Source organism: Bacillus sp. 22-7 (genome assembly GCF_010628845.1).
Taxonomy (GTDB): Bacteria; Bacillota; Bacilli; order Bacillales; family Cytobacillaceae; genus Cytobacillus; species Cytobacillus firmus_B.
The window spans coordinates 176,544-197,462 of sequence record NZ_NJQY01000016.1 but is presented as its reverse complement, the minus strand read 5'-3'; the positions used below and the strand labels follow the sequence as shown (position 1 = coordinate 197,462).

Sequence of the window (20,919 nt, the reverse complement as noted above, 5' to 3'; positions counted from 1 at the left end):
ATAGAATGCGTGTTGTAGTGCAGCGAAGCAAAGAAGCCAGCGTAACGGTGGACGGAGAAACCGTTGGGAGCATCAAAAAGGGGTTTGTTTTGCTCGTTGGAGTCACCCACGAAGATAAAGAAGAGGACGCAGCTTTTCTGGCTGATAAGATTGCCAATCTTCGCGTCTTTGAAGATGATGCCGGCAAAATGAATCTATCACTGCTCGATCAGGAAGGTGAAATTCTTTCGGTTTCGCAATTTACACTGTATGGAGATTGCCGAAAGGGCAGACGGCCCAATTTCATGGATGCGGCCAAGCCTGCGCACGCCGTGAAAATCTATGATGCTTTTAATCGGTTTCTGGAAGCTAAAGGCCTGAAAGTCGAAACAGGTGAATTCGGCGCCATGATGGATGTTCAGTTAACCAACGATGGACCTGTTACCTTAATCTTAGAAAGCAAATAATGAACGCAAAAAGCCCCGGCATCCCAATTTGAGTGCCGGGGCTTTTTGGCTAATTCTTAAAATAGCGGGCAAGTCCCTGATAAATTCCTGCTGCTGCTGATTGCTGATACTGTGCAGAAGCAATCAGGGCTTCTTCTGCCGGATTGCTAAGATATCCGAGTTCAATCAGAACAGCATTGCGTTTATTCTCCCTGATTACATGATAATCTCCGACTCTATAGCCCCGATCTCTAAGGTTTGTCATCGCTGTTACATTGGAGTGGATATTGGCGGCGATTTCCTTTTGGAAAGGATGATAGTAATAGGTAGTCGCTCCTCGTGCAGTTCGATCCGGCGTACTGTCATAATGAATACTGATAAAAGCATCTGCATTGTGATGATGTGAAATGCCTACTCTCGAAGGCAGTGGCAAATAGGTATCCCCGCTCCTGGTCAGAATGACATTAGCACCTGCAGCCCTTAATTTTTCGGCAAGCACTTGAGCGGTCCTGATAGTAATGTCCTTTTCACGTGTTCCTCGTGCTCCCGTTGTACCATTATCACGGCCTCCATGACCGGGATCAATGACAATAGTTTTATTATTCAGATGCTTTTCTGCTCCCGGCTTTGTTACTGCAGGTGCAGATCCTTTAACTGAAACGATCCAGCCTGCTACAAAACCCTTTCCGCCGTTTGGCAGGCGAATTTCATACCAATCATTATTCAGGCTCATTATTTCAAAGCTGTCCCCTTTATTTGCCCTGTGGACGACAGCTGAATGGGTACTCGCTTTTTTTCTAATATTTGATCCGTTATGTAAGATAATTGCAGAACTGCCGTTTACATTTTGCTGAGATGAGCCGGAGTTCTCTTCGGCTGTTATGTCTATGAACCAGCTTGCCGCCCATCCATAAGAACCAGGCTGATATTCAATCTTTACCCAATTATCAGCTTCTTCATGAATGGAGAAAGCTTGGCCTTTGGCAACTGAACCAATTGGTTTTCCATTTAAAGATGCTTTGTTTCTTACGGTTAAAGTGGTTGCTGTTACAGTGCCTGTTTTTCCGGATGAAGCCTGTTTTGGTTTGCTTTCTGATTGTGAGGATTGAAATGTAATATATTGGCTGCTGATCCATCCTGTAATTCCCGAGAAAGAGATCTCTGTCCAGCTGCCATTTTGAGAAAGAACAGCAACTGTCTCCTCCGAATTAAGTTTGCCGATGATGTCACTTTGAAGAGAAGGCTTGTTCCTCACATTTAGAGAGTCTGCTGTGATCTTCCCGGTTTGACTGCTGCTGGATGAACTTTTCTTTTGTGTGCCGCTGAATTGGACAAATTCATTTGCCACCCAGCCATCTCCATATGGAGTTTGAATCTTAACCCAGCTTCCTTCTGTGCTCTTGACCTTATAGGCTGTGCCTTTTTGGATAGTCCCCAGAACCCCGTAACTTGTACCAGGTCCCTTTCTCACCCTAAGGCCATCTGTTGTGATAACCGCCTGGGAATTTTCACCTGCCGTTTTTTCTCCTGTCTGATTTGAAGTCAAATTGGAAACAAGCCAGCTTGCTACATAGCCATTTTCCCCCTGGAAATTAATTTTAATCCATTCTCCTTCACGGGAAAGGATGTTAAATTGATCGCCTTTTTGGGCTTGTCCCAGAATGGGGTAGCTTAAACCTGGTCCTTGACGGATGTTAAGATTGCTGGTGGTGATTGTTACAAAACTGTTTTCAGCTTTAACCTGTGTTTCAGTTTGTGTTATGCCGGCAAAAAGCATAAGGCATATCACAAGAATAAGTGGCTTTCTTTTCTCCAACAGGCTGCCTCCTTTCATAATTAAAATCCTTATTAAAAGAAAAACAAACAAGGTGCCGGCAGTCAAGAGAACTTTGGTCCTAAAATACTTCTCCATCTTGTGCAATATCCCTTCTAATATCGGAATATCAGCGATCAATTTTAGCTGGGAAATTAATTTGTCCCTTATGAAACATTTCAACTGAAAATGGCAAGAATAGAACAGACTACATAAAAAAGGGTGAGCACAATGAGATTTGGAGAAAAAGGAATGTCTGCACAATCTGGTGAAAATCAGCTGTTTGGAGTGGATTTTCATGATTTTATACAAAAAGAACAGAACTCAAACATGATTGAACTCGCGTCAGAGTTTGGATTATCTCTAAGGGATGTAAGAAAACTGAAAAAAAGGCTGGAACGATCATAGCATGTTTTTAGTCTTGACATTGAAGGAAATGCTCCGTATTATAATATAAATAAAATGACAAAACAATTAAATGTCTAGCTGCAGCGCCAGACCAAGGCGTTCATGCTTTTCGATAATAAACCATTGATGGAGAAGAGTAGTTAAACCCCACATGAAAAGAGAGAGAATGCCGCCCGGCTGAAAGCATTCTCACATGATGATTTAACGAAAGAACACTTCGTAGGTTTCTCTCTGAAAAGGATTCATCTTTAGTAAGAGCTGAACGTTAACAGGCGTTAACTGTAAAAGAGGAAGTCTATTTATAGGCTTCAACTAGGGTGGCACCACGGGAAAAACCAAACTCTCGTCCCTTGTATTTAATATACAAGGAGGCGGGGGTTTTTTTATTTTTGCGATTGCAAATCTAAGAATTTTATACATACTTATCATTTTGCATTAGGAGGTAATTTTCATGTCAATTCGAATACCGAGGGGAACGCAGGACATTCTGCCTGGAGAAGTTGAGAAATGGCAATTGATTGAAGAAAAGGCAAGGGAGCTTTGTGAGAAGTTTCAATATCGTGAAATCAGAACACCTATATTCGAACATACAGAATTATTTCTTCGCAGTGTGGGAGATACAACGGATATTGTTCAAAAAGAGATGTACACGTTTGAAGACCGCGGCGGCCGCAGTCTGACCCTTCGTCCTGAAGGAACAGCTTCAACTGTAAGATCATTTGTTGAGCATAAAATGCATGGCGATGCAAGCCAGCCTGTAAAGCTTTACTATATGGGGCCTATGTTCCGTTATGAACGCCCGCAAGCTGGTCGCTTCCGCCAGTTTGTCCAGTTCGGCGTCGAAGCGATCGGCAGTGCTGATCCGGCAATTGATGCAGAAGTAATTGCACTGGCAATGTCACTTTATAAAAGCATGGGCCTGCAAAAGCTTAAATTGATTGTGAACAGCCTGGGAGATAAAGAAAGCCGATCTGCACACAGAGAGGCCCTGGTCAACCACTTTAAGCCGCGGATCGGTGAGTTTTGCCAGGATTGCCAGAACCGTCTTGAGAAAAATCCAATGCGCATCCTGGACTGTAAACAAGACCGTGAACATGAACTTATGAAATCTGCTCCATCCATTATTGATTATTTAAACGATTATTCAAAAGCCTACTTCGAGAAGGTTCAAAAGTATTTAAAAAACCTGGATATTGACTTTACGGTTGATCCAAATCTTGTTCGCGGCCTGGATTACTACAATCATACTGCCTTTGAAATTATGAGTGATTCCGAAGGTTTTGGAGCTATAACTACTCTTTGCGGCGGCGGACGATACAATGGCCTTACTGAGGAAATTGGCGGTCCTGAAGCGCCGGGAATTGGATTTGCTTTAAGTATAGAGCGATTCATTGCTGCTCTTGAAGCGGAAAAGGTCGATTTGCCTCTTGTTAAGAGCATTGATTGCTACCTTGTATCCCTTGGGGAGGAAGCAAAGGATTATACAGTCGGCCTTCTTCAAAAACTTAGGCTGGCAGGATATTCTGCTGAAAGAGATTATCTTGACAGAAAAATTAAAGCGCAGTTCAAAGCGGCAGACCGTTCAAATGCGAAATTTGTTGCTGTCCTGGGCGAAGATGAACTTAAAGCGAATAAAATTAATGTAAAATCGATGGAATCAGGGGAGCAAACAGAGGTTGAACTTGATTCGTTTATAGAGAAATTCACAGCACTTTATCAATCATAAACTAGTGTTTACAGGAGGAATTAGTATGTTTGGGCGAACGTATTTTTGCGGGGAAGTAACGGAAAAAGCGATAGGAGAAAAAGTCAGCTTAAAAGGCTGGGTGCAAAAGCGCCGGGATTTGGGCGGTCTGATCTTTGTAGATCTTCGTGACCGCACTGGCATAGTTCAGGTTGTATTTAATCCGAAAGTTTCCCCGGAAGCTCTTGCAGCGGCTGAAAAAATCCGCAATGAATTTGTGCTTGATATAGAGGGAGAAGTAATTGCGCGCGAAGAAGGCACCATCAATGAGAACTTGAAAACAGGGCGGATTGAGATTAAAGCAGAGAAAGTGACGATCATCAATGAAGCAAAAACACCTCCTTTTGTCATTGATGATAAAACGGATGTTTCCGAAGATGTCCGCTTAAAATACCGTTATCTGGATTTGAGACGTCCAGTTATGTTTGATACCTTTAAAATGCGTCATCAAGTAACAAAAGCTATGAGGAATTTTCTTGACAGCGAAGGGTTTCTTGATGTAGAAACACCGATCTTAACGAAGAGCACCCCTGAAGGAGCCCGTGATTATTTAGTTCCAAGCCGTGTGCATCCGGGTGAGTTCTATGCTCTTCCGCAATCCCCTCAAATCTTTAAGCAGCTATTAATGGTCGGCGGAATTGAACGCTATTACCAAATTGCCCGATGCTTCCGTGATGAAGACCTGCGGGCTGACCGCCAGCCTGAATTTACTCAGGTCGACATCGAAATGAGTTTTATGAGCCAGGAAGAAATCATCGGCCTGATGGAAAACATGATGGAAAAGGTCATGAAAGAAGTAAAAGGCCTCGATGTCCAGCTTCCATTCCCGCGCATGACCTATCAGGAGGCGATGGACCGTTTTGGATCTGATAAGCCGGATACACGCTTTGGAATGGAATTGACGGATCTATCGGAAATAGTAAAAGATTCAAGCTTCAAAGTATTTGCCGGAGCAGTCGCTTCCGGTGGGCAGGTTAAGGCCATTAATGTGAAAAATGGCGCAGGAAAGTATTCTCGAAAAGATATTGATGCTCTGACAGAGTTTGCAGCTGTATATGGTGCAAAAGGACTTGCGTGGTTAAAAGCTGAAGAGGACGGATTAAAAGGCCCGATTGCCAAGTTTGTGACCGAGGAAGAGCAAAAATCATTCTATTCCGCTTTAGCGGCAGAACCAGGAGACTTGCTCCTCTTTGTTGCTGATAAGAAGAATGTTGTCGCAGATGCACTTGGCGCTCTCCGTTTAAAGCTTGGAAAAGAGCTGGAGCTGATTGATCAAAGCAAATTTAATTTCCTTTGGGTTACAGACTGGCCGCTTCTGGAGTACGATGAAGAAGAAGGCCGCTATTATGCAGCCCATCATCCATTTACAATGCCTGTCAGAGAAGATTTAGATCTTCTTGAAAAGGATCCTGCTGGGGTCCGTGCACAAGCATATGACCTTGTATTAAATGGCTACGAGCTTGGCGGCGGTTCATTGCGTATTTTCGAAAGAGATGTTCAGGAGAAAATGTTCAGTGTGCTCGGATTCTCAAAAGAGGAAGCTGTAGAACAGTTTGGATTCCTGCTTGAAGCATTTGAATACGGCACTCCTCCGCATGGCGGTATTGCCCTGGGATTGGACAGACTCGTTATGCTATTGGCCGGCAGAACAAACCTGAGGGATACAATTGCATTCCCTAAAACTGCAAGTGCGAGCTGTGTGCTTACAGAAGCTCCCGGGGAAGTCAGCCAGTCGCAGCTTAATGATTTGAATTTAGCACTTAATTTGAAAAAAAGTGAGTAATTTCCTATTTAATGGTTAATTTGCCGAAAAATTTATTTTTCAGAAAGTTAAACCGGTAAGTTACTCCTGACTTTTAGGGAAACTTTCATATCTAAAGGAATAAAATGGATATATTTGTCCGTATCACCTCCATTTCAGCAGCTTGAAAAAGACGAAATCGTGTGATATGATTTTATTAATAAATAAAGAGTCCTGATGTGTTCGTTGTAAAACCTGAAATTTTGACCAACATTATTCCTTCGGGAGTCCGGAGTTTTCCAGCAGCGTAAATGCCTCATGGATGAGGACTTACAAACGCAGGAAACAGGACACCCACCTGCTGAGTGCGGGTTCAAAACGAGGGCATCAACAGCGACGGCACGATTGGGACTCTTTAGTACATACGGATATTAAAAATCCATGCCAGCGGGCATGGATTTTTTGTTTGTCCTCTTCACTATGAGCGCTGATAAGAAGGTAAGGTTTAAATAAGATAACGCTGTGAACACTATCGAAGAGAAGTTTTGATTTAAGCTTAAATGTTAATATCATTAATCCCATAGAACTACTTGCTTTAATATTCAAGTATGATATATTCATTATCGGGTATAAGATAAAACATGCTTATTAAATAACATCTGATGGAGTTGATATATATGCTTCACCAATTTTCCAGAAATGAATTGGCTATTGGCAAAGAAGGCCTCGAAAAAATGAAAAATAGTACCGTTGCTGTACTGGGCATCGGCGGAGTTGGCTCCTTTGCAGCGGAAGCATTGGCGCGTTCCGGTGTTGGCCGGCTTGTGCTGGTTGATAAAGACGATGTCGATATTACCAATGTGAACAGACAGGTCATCGCTTTATTATCCACTGTCGGGAAACCAAAGGTGGACTTAATGAAAGAAAGAATCAAGGATATCAATCCTGACTGTGAAGTTATTGCTTTGAAAATGTTTTATACAGAAGAAACCTATGAACAATTCTTCGATTACGGTCTGGACTTTGTAGTTGATGCTTCCGATACAATTGCCTATAAAATTCATCTAATGAAAGAATGCTTGAACAGAGGGATTCCAATAATTTCAAGCATGGGTGCTGCAAATAAGATGGATCCAACCAGATTCCAGATTGCTGATATCTTCAAAACTCATACTGACCCGATTGCAAAGGTTATCCGCACGCGCCTGAGAAAAGAAGGAATCAGAAAAGGCGTTCCGGTTGTATTTTCCGATGAAAGCCCAATTGTAATCCGGGAAGATGTCCGAAAAACAGTAGGAAAAGATGATGCTGAAATCAGAAAGGCCAAAATGCCGCCATCTTCTAACGCATTTGTTCCTTCTGTTGCAGGTTTAATCATGGCCAGCTATGTAACCAGAGAACTCTTAAGCGATATAAAAATTGCACGTGTAAATGACTGAAAAGAGACCGGCCTTCTGGAGGCCGGTCTTTGCGCGTTTAAATGTCCTGAAATCCCTGTAGTTAATGAACTGCTCTTTTCTCTTCTAGGCTGTCATGCTTAAGCAGCTGGTCTGCTTCTTTCAGGATGCTTGCCATTTCCTCATATTGCAAAAGGTGATTTTTATATTCCGCTTCTTTTTCCTTCAACATTTTAATTAACTGCTCATTCTGAAGCTTTAAGTGAACTTGTTCTTCGTGCAGACGCTTATTTTCCTTCATTTGCTCTGGGTTAGGCTGTGTCTTGGCGTAGTTTTTTAAGAAGTGTATGACTTGAGACAAATTGACTGGCGGAACAGCACCATAAGTTTTATTGGTTTGGGTGCCGGCAGAATTCCTTGTCTCTTCTTCGGATCTATGATCTTCCCTTTTGGTTATGACCATGTTCCAGCGATATTGGCAGGCTGAAACTGTACGTCCGAGCTTCGTACTTGCCTTCTTAAAGGCTGATGCTTTTGAATCACCATTTGATGTATATTCAAGGACTGTCTCTTCGAGTAATTGATCCTCTTCCGGCTGCCATAAGTCTTTTCGTTCCTTCATTTCTTTGATCACCTCGAAAATACGATTGTTAGGTTTATCGTCACCTTAATAGATGAAAATATTCCATTCTCAGCTGGTGAAAGGTAAAATAGCAAGGAGCAAATCTAATTTTGATCCCGGCCTTAAAAGATGTCTGCAAAACGGACAAAACATTATTAGCTGGGAGGAGGATGAATACATGGATGTTCTTGTAGAAATACAGGAAGTTACAAAAGTGATAAAAGGAAAAACAATAATTGATTCTGTCAGCTTTGACGTGAAAAAGGGAGAGGTATTCGGTTTCCTTGGCCCAAATGGTGCTGGTAAAACCACCACTATTCGAATGCTGGTGGGTTTGATCGGCATTACTTCCGGTGACATAAAAATTCTCGGCAGCAGCATTAAAACAGATTTTGAAAAGGCAGTTTCCCATATTGGAGCCATTGTAGAAAATCCTGAGATGTATAAGTTTTTATCAGGTTATCAAAATCTAATCCATTATGCACGAATGTCAAAAGGAGTGACTAAGGAGAAGATTGATGAGACTGTCGAGCTGGTAGGCCTGACGGATCGGATTCATGATAAAGTGAGGACATACTCGCTTGGAATGAGGCAGAGACTTGGTCTGGCGCAGTGTCTTTTGCATGATCCCAAAATCCTCGTTCTGGATGAGCCTACGAATGGGCTTGATCCGGCAGGCATCAGGGAGATTCGGGATCACCTGAGGATGCTGGCGAGAGACAGAGAAATGGCTGTCATTGTTTCCAGCCATTTATTATCTGAAATGGAAATGATGTGCGATAGAATCGGCATTATTCAAAACGGGAAGTTGATTGATGTTCAGCACATCAGTGATTTTGTGCAGGGGAAAGAAAAGGTTTATGAAGTAGAAGTGGATGACCCTGACAAAGCACAAAAAATGTTGAAGGATTTATACCCTGAATTGCCTATACAGGTCACAGAAAACAGAGTGTACCTTCCGCTCGTCCGTGAACGCATACCTGAGATGGTAAAGGGGTTGGTCCGGAAAGATATTAATATTTTTGCTGTCCGTGAAGTAACCAAAACATTGGAAGATCGCTTCCTGGAAGTTACTGAGTACAAGGGAGGTGCCGAACATGCTCGGACTGATTCAAAATGAATGGATGAAGATTTTTAGGCGTCCAGGGACTTATGTCATGATTGGACTGCTTTTGATAATGACGACTGTTGCAGGCGCTTTTATAAAATATCAGGAAAGCGGGGGGACGGTCCCGGATAACACGGAATGGAAAAGGGGTTTGCAGACTCAAAACGAAAGCTATCAAAAACAGCTTGAAGAGATGGGAGAAACGGTTCCCAGAGATATGAAGGAACAGTATCAGAGGGAGATTGCCCTTAATGAATACCGAATTCAGCATGATATTTCACCGAATGAGGAATATTCTGTCTGGGGATTTGTATCCGATACCTCACAGCTGATTGAATTTGCCGGCTTGTTTACCATCATCATTGCAGGAGGGATTGTGGCAAGTGAGTTTAGCTGGGGAACCATCAAACTGCTTTTGATTAGGCCTATCAAAAGAGTGAAAATCCTAGGAGCAAAGTATATTACCGTGATTATGTTCGGTCTGATGCTGCTGGCCGTCCTCTTCGGATATTCAGCACTTCTTGGCGGGCTTCTCTTTGGATTCCCTGAAAAAGCAATTCCTTATTTATATTATTACAATGGCACTGTGGAAGAACAAAGCATGGGACTTCATCTGATAGCTTATTATGGCCTTAAATCCATTAACATGCTTATGCTTGCAACCATGGCTTTTATGATTTCGGCAGTTTTCAGGAATAGCTCTCTGGCAATAGGACTTTCTCTGTTTCTGATGTTTATGGGAGGACAAGTCACAAGGCTGATTGCCATGAAGTATGATTGGGCAAAGTACAGCCTTTTTGCCAATACAGATCTTCTTCAATATTTTGAAGGAGTGCCAATGGTTCAGGGGATGACGCTTGGCTTTTCGATCATGATTATTCTTATCTACTTCCTGCTTTTCCAGGTGCTTGCATTTTATGTATTTAATAAAAGAGATGTTTCTGCTTAGAAGTAAATAAGAAAAGGTCTGGCATCATAGCCAGACCTTTTGCTATTTAAGGAGTTTTTCATAAATTGATGCTAATGCCTGTTCAAATTTGCCTGTTTTCTTAGGCTGATAATATACCTTGTTTTTTATTCTGTCTGGCAAGTACTGCTGTTTGACCCAGCCCGTTTCATAATCATGAGGGTACAGATATCCGATGCCTCTTCCGAGCTCTTTTGCTCCTTTGTAGTGGGCGTCCTTCAGATGATCGGGGACTTCACCGCTTTTGCCTGCGCGAATATCTGCAATGGCAGAATCCAAAGCTTTGTATGCAGAATTGGATTTTGGAGACAAGCAAAGCTCTATGACCGCATTTGCAAGCGGTATCCTTGCTTCCGGAAATCCTATTCTTTCGGCTGTTTCGACGGCTGCGAGAGTCCTGGCTCCGGCTTGGGGTGATGCCAGGCCGATATCTTCATAGGCAATAACCAGCAGTCTTCTGCTTATGCTCTGCATGTCGCCTGCTTCAATCAATCTGCCCAAATAGTGAAGCGCAGCATTTACGTCGCTTCCGCGGATAGACTTTTGAAAGCCGGATAATACATCGTAATGGGCATCCCCATCTTTATCGTGTGTAAAGCTTTTGCGCTGAATGCATTCCTCGGCAACGGACAAGTCAATTTTAATGATGCCTTCTTCATCTTCTTTTGTTGAAAGGACAGCCAGTTCCAAGGCATTTAGCGAGCTTCTGACATCCCCATTTGAAGCAGTGGCCAGATGAGCTAGAGCTTCATTGGTAACATCGGTTTGTTTATTGCCGAGGCCCCGTTCCTTATCCTGCAAGGCTCTTGCCAGTGCTTTTTTTATTTCATCTGCAGACAGCGGCTTCAGTTCAAAAATTTGACACCGGCTTCTGATCGCAGGGTTTATTGCATGATATGGGTTGCTGGTTGTGGCGCCAATTAAAGTGATGCTGCCATTTTCCAGATAGGGAAGCAGAAAATCCTGTTTGCCTTTATCAAGCCTATGGACTTCATCCAGCAGCAGAATGACCTTACCCGACATTTTTGCCTCTGCCGCTACCACTTCCATATCTTTTTTATTATTAGTCACTGCATTTAAAGTGCGGAAAGCATATTGGGTGCTTCCAGCAATGGCACTTGCAATCGACGTCTTGCCTATACCTGGAGGCCCATACAGAATCATCGATGAGAGCTGCTTAGCCTGCACCATGCGATAAATAATTTTTCCTTCTGAAACAAGATGCTCCTGGCCGATGATTTCATCTATCGTTCTCGGCCTCATCCGGAATGCAAGAGGTTTAATGTTCAAAGTTATCACTCCAGCCTTTTGCCGGCAGTTTGCAGTCTGCCTATCAATTTTCAGCAAAGCTTCCGCTTTCTATTTAAGATACCATAACATTTCCTGCTGCGAAATCAATTAGACCGCCATTGCCAGCGTCCGGGATTCAATCCCTCGCGCCCCTTTTCTCCCTAAAATATGCTATAATGTCAAAAGTCTATAATCTTACTAAGGATTAAAACTTAATATATTTTTGCAGGTCATGCGGGGAGCGTTGGGGACATGTTACTGAAAAATAAAGGGCAATTCGGTCCCAGGTTTTTGGTGTATCTAACAGGACTGCTTGTCATGAGCCTGGGTATTGTTTTGTTAATAGTGGCTGATATAGGGGCAACCCCCTGGGATGTTCTGCATGTTGGGCTGTACTACCAGCTTGGACTGACGATAGGCAGCTGGTCCATCATTGTCGGGATTTTCATATTAGCTGCTGCAGCACTAATTTCAAAGGAATTTCCACAGGCCGGTGCATTCTTGAATATGATACTGATTGGTCTGTTTATTGACGCCTATTTGCTTTTGCCATTTATGCAGACACCAAATGGTCTTGCGGGGAAAATGGCTATGTTTGGTTTTGGTATAGTTGTTTATTGCTATGGGATGGGAATGTATATTTCGGCTCAGCTCGGAGCGGGGCCGAGGGATAGCCTGATGATTGCATTGACAGCAAAAACCGGCTGGAAGGTTAGAAATGTCAGAGTCTTAATGGAAATTGCTGTGCTGACAGTTGGCTGGCAGCTGGGAGGACCTGTTTTTTGGGGCACCATTGTACTCAGTTTGGCAGTCGGGCCGATTGTCGGAGCAGCTTTGCCGCAGTGCCAGGCTTTAACTGACCGGTTTTTGGCAAAACTTAAAGAAAAGGATATTCATACGAATCAAATGCTTAAAGAAAAGGATAGAGGTGCAAGCTGATGAAAATATCTACTAAGGGCCGTTATGGTTTAACTATAATGATTGAATTAGCTAAAAAGCATGGGGAAGGTCCCACTTCGTTAAAATCGATTGCCCAGACGAATGACCTGTCTGAGCATTATCTGGAGCAGCTTATTGCTCCGCTTCGGAACGCCGGCCTTGTTAAAAGTATCCGCGGTGCATACGGCGGATATATTTTAGGCAAAGAGCCGACAGAAATTACCGCCGGGGATATCATCAGAGTTCTGGAAGGACCGATTAGTCCAGTGGAAGGAATTGAAGATGAGGAGCCTGCAAAGAGAGAACTGTGGATGCGAATTCGTGATGCTGTGAAAGATGTGCTTGATAACACAACGCTTGAAGATCTTGCCAGCCATACAGATACCGGAGAATCGGATGCCTATATGTTTTATATTTAGGTCATAATCAGGGAATAATTTTTGTTGAAAATAAAGCAGCAGGATGAAATGAAGTAGGTGAAATAATTTGGAAAGAATATACCTTGACCATGCCGCAACTTCGCCAATGCACCCTGAAGTGATTGAACGGATGACTGAAATCATGAAATCTGAATATGGAAATCCCTCAAGCATTCATCATTTCGGACGGAGTGCACGCCATATTGTCGATGAAGCAAGATCTGCTTTAGCAAACAGTATTGGTGCAAAAGCCAATGACATTATTTTTACAGGCGGCGGAACAGAAGCAGATAATCATGCGATTTTTGGAACGGCTGAATCCTGCCGCCATAGAGGCAACCACATTATCACAACTCAAATTGAACATCATGCGGTTTTGCATGCGTGTGAGGAGCTTGAAAGACAGGGCTTTGCGGTAACGTATTTGCCTGTTGATCCAAATGGGCGTGTTTCTGTAAAGGACGTCGAAGATGCTTTGCGGGAGGATACCATCCTTGTAACTATCATGTACGGAAATAATGAAATAGGGACTCTTCAGCCGATTAAGGAAATAGGCGGGTTATTGGAAGAGCATCCTGCGAAATTCCATACCGATGCTGTACAGGCTTATGGAATTGAAAAAATTGATGTGCAGGAATTGAGAGTGGATTTGCTTTCCGTCTCCGCCCATAAAATCAATGGCCCAAAAGGAATCGGCTTTTTATACGCCCATCCTGATGTGAAGCTTGCTTCACGGCTTTTTGGCGGTGAACAAGAAAGGAAGCGGCGGGCAGGAACGGAAAATGTTCCTTCTATTGCAGGCTTCCAGGAGGCTGTCCGGATCTCTCAGAAGGAGATGGAAGCAAAGCGGGAAGAGCTGCATTCTTTTAAGATGCTTTTCATGGATAAACTGAAGCAGGAAGATGCTGTTTTTGAGCTGAACGGATTGCTTGATTATTCCCTTCCTCATGTTTTAAACTTAAGCTTTCCCGGAACAAATGTTGAAGCCATGCTGGTTAATCTTGATTTGGCTGGAATAGCAGCATCAAGCGGGTCGGCCTGTACTGCTGGCTCCATCGAACCATCCCACGTCCTTGTCGGCATGTTTGGAAAAGGATCAGATAAACTGCAAAATTCCATCCGTTTCAGCTTCGGCCTTTTTAATACAAAAGAACAAGTCGAACAAGCAGCAGAACAAACAGCCAAAATCGTGAAACGGCTGGCTAAATAGATAAGATAATGGAAACATGCACGTCATAGCGTGGTTTCTGAAGATTTGAGGTGAAAGAGATGAACAAAGATCCAAAGGATACCCGGGTAGTGGTTGGTATGTCCGGAGGCGTTGATTCTTCTGTGGCTGCCCTGCTTTTGAAAGAACAGGGTTACGATGTAATCGGCATCTTCATGAAAAACTGGGATGATACAGACGAAAATGGTGTTTGTACCGCTACAGAGGACTACAATGATGTCATCCGAGTATGCAACCAAATCGGCATCCCCTATTACGCAGTCAACTTCGAAAAGCAATATTGGGATAAAGTATTTACCTACTTCCTTGAAGAATACAAGGCAGGGCGGACACCTAATCCGGATGTTATGTGCAATAAAGAAATTAAATTTAAGGCATTTCTTGAACATGCTATGAGCCTTGGCGCCGACTATCTGGCGACAGGACACTATGCACGTGTGGAATTCAGAGATGGCGAATACAAAATGCTGAGAGGTCTTGATGATAATAAGGACCAAACCTATTTCCTGAACCAGTTGACACAGGAGCAGCTTGAGAAAGTGATGTTCCCGATTGGCGACATTGAAAAATCCAAAGTTCGTGAACTTGCAAAAGAAGCCGGTTTGGCAACTGCAGCAAAGAAAGACAGTACGGGAATCTGCTTTATTGGTGAGCGCAACTTCAAGGAGTTCCTTGGGAATTACCTTCCGGCGCAGCCCGGAAACATGGAAACCATGGACGGAAAAGTTGTCGGCAAGCATGATGGCCTCATGTATTATACCATTGGACAGCGGCATGGACTTGGCATTGGCGGAGCAGGTGAACCCTGGTTTGCAATCGGTAAAGATCTAAAGAGAAATGTCTTGTATGTTGGACAAGGCTTCCACAATGAATTGCTCTATTCAGACTCCATTACTGCTGTTAACGCCAGCTGGGTAACAAACTCAGAACAGCCGCAGGAATTTGAATGTACGGCTAAGTTCCGATATCGTCAGGCTGACAGCAGGGTAAAGGTTCAAACACTTGGAGATGGCAAGGTCAAAGTTACTTTTGAGGAGCCAATCCGGGCTGTTACCCCTGGTCAGGCAGTTGTCTTTTATAATGGAGACGAGTGCCTTGGCGGCGGAACAATTGATGAAATTTTCAAGGATGGCAAACAGCTGGATTATGTCGGTTAAGAAAAGACTGGACCCCGATTCTTATCAAAGGATCGGGGTTTTATTACTGGAATAGAAGACAGCGGAAAAGGTGAATTCAAATATGCTATACTTTGATTTGAATGGAGTGATGGATAATGGATAAAAACCAAATGGGTATTCAATATATGCAAGAAGGAAAATGGGAAGAAGCAGCGAAGGTTTTTATGGAAGCAATTGAAGAGAATCCTTCAGATCCTGTTTCATATATTAACTTTGGAAATGTGTTATCTGCCGTAGGAGAAAACGAGAAAGCGCTGAAGTTCTATGAGAAAGCAATAGGACTTGATGAAAATGCCGGTACTGCTTACTACAGTGCGGGGAATTTATATTATGAATTACAGCAGTTTGACGAAGCTAAAAAGATGTTTGAAACAGCACTGCAAAAAGGCCTGGAAACTGCAGATAATTTCTTCATGCTTGGCATGTCCCTTACAGCCCTTGACCAGGGCAGACTGGCTTTGCCTTATTTGCAGCGAAGTGCGGAGCTGAATGAAAATGACGCCGAAGCACATTTCCAATATGGATTATGCCTGGCGCAGCTGGATTACATTGATGAAGCGATCGGGCAGATGAAAAAGTGCATAGAAATTGAGCCGGAGCATGCAGATGCTTATTATAATCTTGGAGTAGCATATGGATTTAAGGAAGACGAAAATGAAGCACTTGCTTACTTTAATAAGGCACTGGAAATTCAGCCGGACCATATGCTTGCGGGCTACGGAAAAAAGCTGATTGAAAAGGGCGGCAGTGAATTGAATTAAAGTTGTTTTTAGGGGAGGGAATGGAAATGGAAAAACAGGATTCCATGGATCTTTTTGCCGAACAGGGGAAGTTCATAAAGGGCAGGCATCTGGTCACAATCTTTCATAATGAGCAAAACTTATATACGGTTGTGCGCATTAGGGTTGTTGAAACGAATGACTCTTATGATGAGAAAGAAGCGGTCATTACCGGCTATCTTCCAAAGATGCATGAGCATGAAACCTATATTTTTTATGGTGAATTCAAAGACCACCCTAAGTTCGGCATCCAATTCCATGCAAGCCATTACAGGAAAGATCTTCCCCAGACGAAACAAGGCGTAGCCAATTATTTATCAAGTGAATTATTTAAAGGGATTGGCAAGAAAACAGCCGAGCAAATCGTGGAGACACTTGGAGAAGGTGCGATTACTCGTATTCTAAACCAGCCGTCCCTCCTCGATAATGTTCCCAAGCTGTCACCTGAAAAAGCTAAATTGCTTTACGATACGCTGATGGAACACCAGGGCCTTGAGCAAGCCATGATCGCTCTTAATCAATATGGGTTTGGACCGCAGCTTTCCATGAGAATTTATCAGGTGTATAAAGAAATGACGATTGAAGTCGTTCAAAATAACCCTTATAAGCTGGTTGAGGATATAGAGGGGGTCGGCTTTGGCCGTGCTGACGAGCTGGGATATCAAATTGGCATATCAGGCAATCATCCTGACCGTATTAAAGCTGCCTGCCTCTACATACTTGAAACGGAGAGTATGCAGGCAGGCCATGTTTATATTGAAGCAAAGCCTCTTCTGCAAAGTGTGAAGAAGCTGCTGGAAGAAAATAAACGTGATTTGATTGAATACAAGGATATATCCAATGAACTGATTAAGCTTGAAGAGGAAGGGAAGATCATGGCTGAAGGCCAGAAAATTTTCCTTCCATCTCTTTATTTTTCCGAAAAAGGACTAGTAACCAATATTAAGCGGATCCTCAAGCAAACCCAGTATGATGAACAGTTTCCGGAGTCGGAATTTCTTTTGGCCCTTGGAAATTTGGAGGAGCGCCTGGGTGTCCAATATGCCCCAACTCAAAAGGAAGCCATTCAAACAGCTCTTATGTCTCCTATGCTGATATTGACCGGCGGACCGGGGACAGGAAAAACAACCGTTATTAAGGGGATTGTTGAGTTATATGCCGAGCTGCATGGCTGCTCCCTGGAACTGAAAGATTATAAAAAGGAAGAGCCCTTTCCCTTCCTGCTGGCAGCCCCTACAGGAAGGGCTGCAAAACGGATGGCAGAATCAACAGGGCTGCCAGCTGTAACAATTCACCGTCTTCTTGGATGGAATGGGTCTGAAGGATTTGACCGGCACGAGGAGAGTCCGCTGGAAGGCAGGATTTTAATTGTAGATGAAACATCAATGGTTGATGTTTGGCTTGCAAATCAGCTATTCAAGGCTCTTCCTGAAAATATGCAAGTGATACTGGTTGGTGATGAAGACCAGCTGCCTTCAGTGGGTCCCGGCCAGGTTTTGAAGGATCTTCTGCGCTCAGAACGCATTCCAACTGTCCGTTTAACAGATATATACAGGCAGGCTGAAGGGTCTTCAATTATTGAACTGGCACATGAAATGAAAAAAGGCAAGCTTCCTGCGAACATCACTGGGCAGCAATCGGACCGTTCATTTATCAAATGCCAGCCGGGCCAAATTGCTGATGTTGTTGAAAAGGTTGTCCTTAATGCCAAAAAGAAAGGTTATTCATCTAAAGATATTCAGGTGCTTGCCCCGATGTACCGCGGACCTGCAGGCATCGACAGACTAAACGAAATACTGCAGGAAATACTGAATCCAAATCCCGATGGATCGAGGAAAGAGCTGTCCTTTGGTGATGTGAAATACAGAATTGGCGATAAGGTCCTTCAGCTTGTCAACCAGCCTGAGAACAATGTTTTTAACGGGGATATGGGTGAAATTGTTTCTATTTTTTACGCAAAGGAAAATACGGAAAAACAGGATATGATTGTCGTATCCTTTGATGGTGCGGAAGCTACATACACAAGGCAGGATTTGAACCAGATCACTCATGCCTACTGCTGCTCTGTCCATAAATCGCAGGGAAGTGAATTTCCGATTGTCATTATGCCTATTGTTAAAAGCTATTACAGGATGCTGAGAAGAAATCTCCTTTATACCGCCATTACCCGCAGCAGACAATTTTTGATATTGTGCGGTGAAGAAGATGCATTAAAAATGGGTGTGGAACGTGCGGATGAACAGGCCCGCTTGACCACTCTTTCTGAAAAGCTGAGAGATGCAATCCTGTTTAATGATGAAACAGGGCTTGAAGATACAGCGGAGGCTTCTCTTACGGAAACACTTTCTCTCGAAGAAAAGCTTCTCCAATCCGATCCAATGATAGGAATGGGAAATATAACACCGTATGATTTTTTGGAAAAAGAATATAGCTAAGAAGAGCAGTCTACAATAAAAGACTGTTCTTTTTGTATATCTAAGCAATAGACATGCAATTTGGCGGTTTAATCTAAATATATAAAGGAGAGATAAATGTGGACAAGAAAAGCAGAACTTCTCTTCTCAATCTCCATGGAGTAAAACGACGCAGACAGCCGCGGCAGGACTATGAGTTTTCAGAGGAACTGTCAGACGGCGGGGAGCGCAGCGAGCGTTTTAATAAGCCAAGGTACAGCGGAAAGTAGGCTTATGCAGGCTTTCTAATCCGTTCTTAACGATATTTTTTGGCTCCCATGGGAATGGTTTTCCGTTATGTTTTTTTGGGGACAGTGAAAACTATAAATGTTCGGGAAGGCGGGATTCTCTTTGCGGACATTTTCTTTATTAAAAGGGCTGCCGGTGTTTGAGTTGAAAACCGGCAATAAAGCAGGCGATATCTGTGATTTATCCATTTCAGGAACCGGAAAAGTTCAGGGATTACTGCTGCGAAAGGGCGCATTTCTGAAAAAGACCTATATCATCAATATTGAAGACGTGGCATCTTTCGGCTGGGATGGAGTGATGATTGAAGATACCTCTGTTCTCCAGGCAATTCCTAAACATGATGATTATACATGTGAGACCAATAACCGGTTAACCGGCAAAATGATTATGAGCCGGGAAGGAGAACGGCTGGGTTTGCTTGAGGATGTATACTTTAAGGAAGAATTGGGCACGATTGTAGGGTACGAACTGTCGGATGGCTTCTTTTCAGATGTGCTGGAAGGAAAACGTGTCATAAAAACCGATGACCCGCCTGCAATTGGAAAAGACGCCATTATTGTAAATGTAAAATAGTGAGGTGTCTTTTTCGTGCTGAAATGTCCAAATTGCCAGAGCAAAGATATTGGTAAAATCGGGATTAACCAATATTATTGCTGGAATTGCTTTATTGAACTATCCTTGTCCAAAGGGATCATTAACACCCATCAAGTAGAGGAAGATGGTACGCTCAGCTCCCTTGATGATTTATTTGAAGAAGAAGAGCGCCGGTTTCTTTCGTAAGAATTAACGGAAGAGGTGAACCAGTTTGAACAAAATATTAACCTCTGCAATGATGCTTGGGGCAGGCATGGCTGCTTATAATTATGCTCAAAAGAATAATATGATATCAGGCCGAAAAATGAAACGCATCCAGAAAAGAATAACCAAAGCTTTATTTTAAATGATCTAGGCTGGTTCTTAAAAAAGGGCCAGCTTTTTTTCGCAGCTCCATGCTTATCATTTTGAGTAAGATGCATAATTCCCATGGAAGCTATCACAATAATTACAAGGAGGGGGGCCATATTGAATATTCAAATGAAATGGTATTACCGGCTTGGATTTCTGCTTCTCTTGTTTATTGTGATTTTAGTTTTCCTAAAGCTCCAGGCATTATGGATGCCCGTTTTGGAAATCATTTTTGCCGTATTCATTCCTTTTGTCATTGGGGCATTTATTACATATCTTCTTCACCCGATCGTGGAAAAATTGCATGAAACGGGGCTTCACAGGGGGCTTGCCGTTTTTATTATATATTTTTTGTTCTTCGGGGGAATTGGCCTTATCCTATATAAAGGGATTCCGGCTTTTATTCATCAATTGCGTGATCTGGCGGAAAATGCACCTCAATTTGCAAATCAGTACCGCGGGTGGATCGACACGATTCAGAGTAAAACATCAACATGGCCAGATGGCCTGCAGACCAGGATTGATGAGGTAATTGCTGCTGTAGAGCAACGATTAAATAATCTTTTATCAAAGGTAATCACATTTTTTCTGAATGTACTGAACTATGCTGTGATTATCGCAGTTATTCCCTTCATTTCCTTTTACCTTCTTAAAGATTTTTCGATTATGAAAAGAGCTGCCTGGTACTTGACGCCAAGAAAATGGAGGAAGGAAGGCGTATTATTCTTAAAAGATATAGATAAGTCCCTCGGAAGCTATATCAGAGGACAGCTTCTGGTATGTGCAGCCATTGGGGCGATTTCTTCTCTGCTATTCTGGGTTTTTGATATGCGCTATCCTCTTTTGCTGGGCACAATTATAGGTGTTACCAATGTAATTCCTTATTTTGGTCCAATTATCGGAGCGGTTCCGGCTGTCATCATTGCTTCAGCTTTATCGGTTAAAATGGTCGTAATAACTATTGGGATTATTATTGTTCTTCAATTCCTTGAGGGGAATATCCTATCACCCCTGATTGTTGGAAAAAGTCTTCATATGCACCCTCTTCTCATTATGCTCGCACTGCTGGCCGGCGGAGAAGCTGGAGGGATATTGGGCTTGATTATTGCAGTTCCGATTTTAGCTGTCATTAAAGTAAGTATGATACATGCCAAAAAACACTTTTCAAAAAATAAACAGTCAAAAATCAGCGGAACCTCATCATGATGTTGACA

General features: G+C 42.9%; 21 protein-coding genes, 1 other RNA gene and 1 other annotated feature. Of the genes, 19 read left to right on the top strand and 3 right to left on the bottom strand.

Annotation, left to right across the window (positions count from 1 at the left end):
* Positions 1-5: 5 nt before the first annotated feature.
* Positions 6-446, top strand: a complete 441-nt coding sequence (gene dtd / locus CE058_RS14650) for a D-aminoacyl-tRNA deacylase (protein WP_048010352.1) — start codon at positions 6-8, stop codon at positions 444-446.
* A 49-nt stretch (positions 447-495) separates the two neighbouring features.
* On the opposite strand, the gene CE058_RS14645 is transcribed toward dtd, so the two are convergent.
* Complete coding sequence (locus tag CE058_RS14645) at positions 496-2,241, bottom strand: N-acetylmuramoyl-L-alanine amidase family protein (protein WP_286168000.1); 1,746 nt, start codon at positions 2,239-2,241, stop codon at positions 496-498.
* A gap of 228 nt (positions 2,242-2,469) precedes the next feature.
* On the opposite strand from CE058_RS14645, the gene CE058_RS14640 reads away from it, so the two are divergent.
* The 5 genes from CE058_RS14640 to CE058_RS14620 all read left to right on the top strand — a co-directional run bounded on the left by CE058_RS14640 (position 2,470) and on the right by CE058_RS14620 (position 7,570).
* Entirely contained in the window at positions 2,470-2,646 is a 177-nt protein-coding gene (locus tag CE058_RS14640; RefSeq protein ID WP_048010351.1) for a hypothetical protein, read from the top strand.
* Between the two features lie 114 nt (positions 2,647-2,760).
* Positions 2,761-3,000 (top strand) — a binding site (T-box leader).
* Between the two features lie 97 nt (positions 3,001-3,097).
* A complete protein-coding gene (hisS, locus tag CE058_RS14635) occupies positions 3,098-4,372 on the top strand; it encodes a histidine--tRNA ligase (RefSeq protein WP_163143603.1) in 1,275 nt (424 codons plus the stop codon).
* A 25-nt stretch (positions 4,373-4,397) separates the two neighbouring features.
* Positions 4,398-6,173, top strand: a complete 1,776-nt coding sequence (aspS, locus tag CE058_RS14630) for an aspartate--tRNA ligase (RefSeq protein ID WP_163143601.1) — start codon at positions 4,398-4,400, stop codon at positions 6,171-6,173.
* Positions 6,174-6,359: 186 nt separating this feature from the next.
* Positions 6,360-6,547, top strand: a non-coding RNA gene (gene ssrS, locus CE058_RS14625) — 6S RNA.
* A 261-nt stretch (positions 6,548-6,808) separates the two neighbouring features.
* Positions 6,809-7,570: a tRNA threonylcarbamoyladenosine dehydratase gene (locus CE058_RS14620; RefSeq protein WP_163143598.1), complete on the top strand. Its 762-nt coding sequence runs from the start codon at positions 6,809-6,811 to the stop codon at positions 7,568-7,570.
* 61 nt (positions 7,571-7,631) lie between these two features.
* On the opposite strand, the gene CE058_RS14615 is transcribed toward CE058_RS14620, so the two are convergent.
* Complete coding sequence (locus tag CE058_RS14615; RefSeq protein WP_163143595.1) at positions 7,632-8,150, bottom strand: hypothetical protein; 519 nt, start codon at positions 8,148-8,150, stop codon at positions 7,632-7,634.
* A gap of 178 nt (positions 8,151-8,328) precedes the next feature.
* Between CE058_RS14615 and CE058_RS14610 the strand changes: the two genes are divergently transcribed.
* Positions 8,329-9,270 carry an ABC transporter ATP-binding protein gene (locus CE058_RS14610; RefSeq protein WP_163143592.1) on the top strand — a complete coding sequence of 314 codons (942 nt, stop codon included), beginning with the start codon at positions 8,329-8,331 and terminating at the stop codon, positions 9,268-9,270.
* Positions 9,248-10,207: an ABC transporter permease gene (locus CE058_RS14605; protein ID WP_163143589.1), complete on the top strand. Its 960-nt coding sequence runs from the start codon at positions 9,248-9,250 to the stop codon at positions 10,205-10,207. The genes CE058_RS14610 and CE058_RS14605 overlap by 23 nt, the downstream gene beginning before the upstream one ends.
* Positions 10,208-10,249: 42 nt before the next feature.
* On the opposite strand, the gene CE058_RS14600 is transcribed toward CE058_RS14605, so the two are convergent.
* Entirely contained in the window at positions 10,250-11,509 is a 1,260-nt protein-coding gene (locus CE058_RS14600) for a replication-associated recombination protein A (protein ID WP_163143628.1), read from the bottom strand.
* 258 nt (positions 11,510-11,767) lie between these two features.
* On the opposite strand from CE058_RS14600, the gene CE058_RS14595 reads away from it, so the two are divergent.
* The 11 genes from CE058_RS14595 to CE058_RS14550 all read left to right on the top strand — a co-directional run bounded on the left by CE058_RS14595 (position 11,768) and on the right by CE058_RS14550 (position 20,911).
* A complete protein-coding gene (locus CE058_RS14595) occupies positions 11,768-12,454 on the top strand; it encodes a YczE/YyaS/YitT family protein (RefSeq protein ID WP_163143586.1) in 687 nt (228 codons plus the stop codon).
* Positions 12,454-12,873, top strand: coding sequence for a cysteine metabolism transcriptional regulator CymR (gene cymR / locus CE058_RS14590; RefSeq protein WP_163143584.1), 420 nt, complete (start codon positions 12,454-12,456; stop codon positions 12,871-12,873). The genes CE058_RS14595 and cymR overlap by 1 nt, the downstream gene beginning before the upstream one ends.
* A gap of 67 nt (positions 12,874-12,940) precedes the next feature.
* A complete protein-coding gene (locus CE058_RS14585; protein WP_163143581.1) occupies positions 12,941-14,083 on the top strand; it encodes a cysteine desulfurase family protein in 1,143 nt (380 codons plus the stop codon).
* A gap of 59 nt (positions 14,084-14,142) precedes the next feature.
* Positions 14,143-15,258, top strand: coding sequence for a tRNA 2-thiouridine(34) synthase MnmA (gene mnmA, locus CE058_RS14580; RefSeq protein WP_163143580.1), 1,116 nt, complete (start codon positions 14,143-14,145; stop codon positions 15,256-15,258).
* A gap of 116 nt (positions 15,259-15,374) precedes the next feature.
* Positions 15,375-16,040, top strand: a complete 666-nt coding sequence (locus tag CE058_RS14575) for a tetratricopeptide repeat protein (protein WP_163143577.1) — start codon at positions 15,375-15,377, stop codon at positions 16,038-16,040.
* Positions 16,041-16,066: 26 nt separating this feature from the next.
* Positions 16,067-18,493 carry an SF1B family DNA helicase RecD2 gene (gene recD2, locus CE058_RS14570; RefSeq protein WP_163143574.1) on the top strand — a complete coding sequence of 809 codons (2,427 nt, stop codon included), beginning with the start codon at positions 16,067-16,069 and terminating at the stop codon, positions 18,491-18,493.
* 98 nt (positions 18,494-18,591) lie between these two features.
* Positions 18,592-18,741 carry a hypothetical protein gene (locus CE058_RS24790; protein WP_197213333.1) on the top strand — a complete coding sequence of 50 codons (150 nt, stop codon included), beginning with the start codon at positions 18,592-18,594 and terminating at the stop codon, positions 18,739-18,741.
* 121 nt (positions 18,742-18,862) lie between these two features.
* Positions 18,863-19,333 carry a PRC-barrel domain-containing protein gene (locus CE058_RS14565; RefSeq protein ID WP_163143571.1) on the top strand — a complete coding sequence of 157 codons (471 nt, stop codon included), beginning with the start codon at positions 18,863-18,865 and terminating at the stop codon, positions 19,331-19,333.
* Positions 19,334-19,348: 15 nt separating this feature from the next.
* Positions 19,349-19,540, top strand: a complete 192-nt coding sequence (locus CE058_RS14560; RefSeq protein ID WP_035331236.1) for a hypothetical protein — start codon at positions 19,349-19,351, stop codon at positions 19,538-19,540.
* Positions 19,541-19,565: 25 nt separating this feature from the next.
* Complete coding sequence (locus CE058_RS14555; protein ID WP_081757307.1) at positions 19,566-19,700, top strand: YrzQ family protein; 135 nt, start codon at positions 19,566-19,568, stop codon at positions 19,698-19,700.
* A gap of 122 nt (positions 19,701-19,822) precedes the next feature.
* Positions 19,823-20,911 carry an AI-2E family transporter gene (locus tag CE058_RS14550; protein ID WP_163143568.1) on the top strand — a complete coding sequence of 363 codons (1,089 nt, stop codon included), beginning with the start codon at positions 19,823-19,825 and terminating at the stop codon, positions 20,909-20,911.
* Positions 20,912-20,919: the final 8 nt, after the last annotated feature.

Excerpts from the sequence above, each read along its gene's own strand:
- dtd (WP_048010352.1), top strand. The coding sequence starts at position 6 with ATGCGTGTTGTAGTGCAGCGAAGCAAAGAAGCCAGCGTAACGGTGGAC.
- CE058_RS14640 (WP_048010351.1), top strand. The coding sequence starts at position 2,470 with ATGAGATTTGGAGAAAAAGGAATGTCTGCACAATCTGGTGAAAATCAG.
- hisS (WP_163143603.1), top strand. The coding sequence starts at position 3,098 with ATGTCAATTCGAATACCGAGGGGAACGCAGGACATTCTGCCTGGAGAA.
- aspS (WP_163143601.1), top strand. The coding sequence starts at position 4,398 with ATGTTTGGGCGAACGTATTTTTGCGGGGAAGTAACGGAAAAAGCGATA.
- CE058_RS14620 (WP_163143598.1), top strand. The coding sequence starts at position 6,809 with ATGCTTCACCAATTTTCCAGAAATGAATTGGCTATTGGCAAAGAAGGC.
- CE058_RS14615 (WP_163143595.1), bottom strand. The coding sequence starts at position 8,150 with ATGAAGGAACGAAAAGACTTATGGCAGCCGGAAGAGGATCAATTACTC.
- CE058_RS14610 (WP_163143592.1), top strand. The coding sequence starts at position 8,329 with ATGGATGTTCTTGTAGAAATACAGGAAGTTACAAAAGTGATAAAAGGA.
- CE058_RS14605 (WP_163143589.1), top strand. The coding sequence starts at position 9,248 with ATGCTCGGACTGATTCAAAATGAATGGATGAAGATTTTTAGGCGTCCA.
- CE058_RS14595 (WP_163143586.1), top strand. The coding sequence starts at position 11,768 with ATGTTACTGAAAAATAAAGGGCAATTCGGTCCCAGGTTTTTGGTGTAT.
- cymR (WP_163143584.1), top strand. The coding sequence starts at position 12,454 with ATGAAAATATCTACTAAGGGCCGTTATGGTTTAACTATAATGATTGAA.
- mnmA (WP_163143580.1), top strand. The coding sequence starts at position 14,143 with ATGAACAAAGATCCAAAGGATACCCGGGTAGTGGTTGGTATGTCCGGA.
- CE058_RS14575 (WP_163143577.1), top strand. The coding sequence starts at position 15,375 with ATGGATAAAAACCAAATGGGTATTCAATATATGCAAGAAGGAAAATGG.
- recD2 (WP_163143574.1), top strand. The coding sequence starts at position 16,067 with ATGGAAAAACAGGATTCCATGGATCTTTTTGCCGAACAGGGGAAGTTC.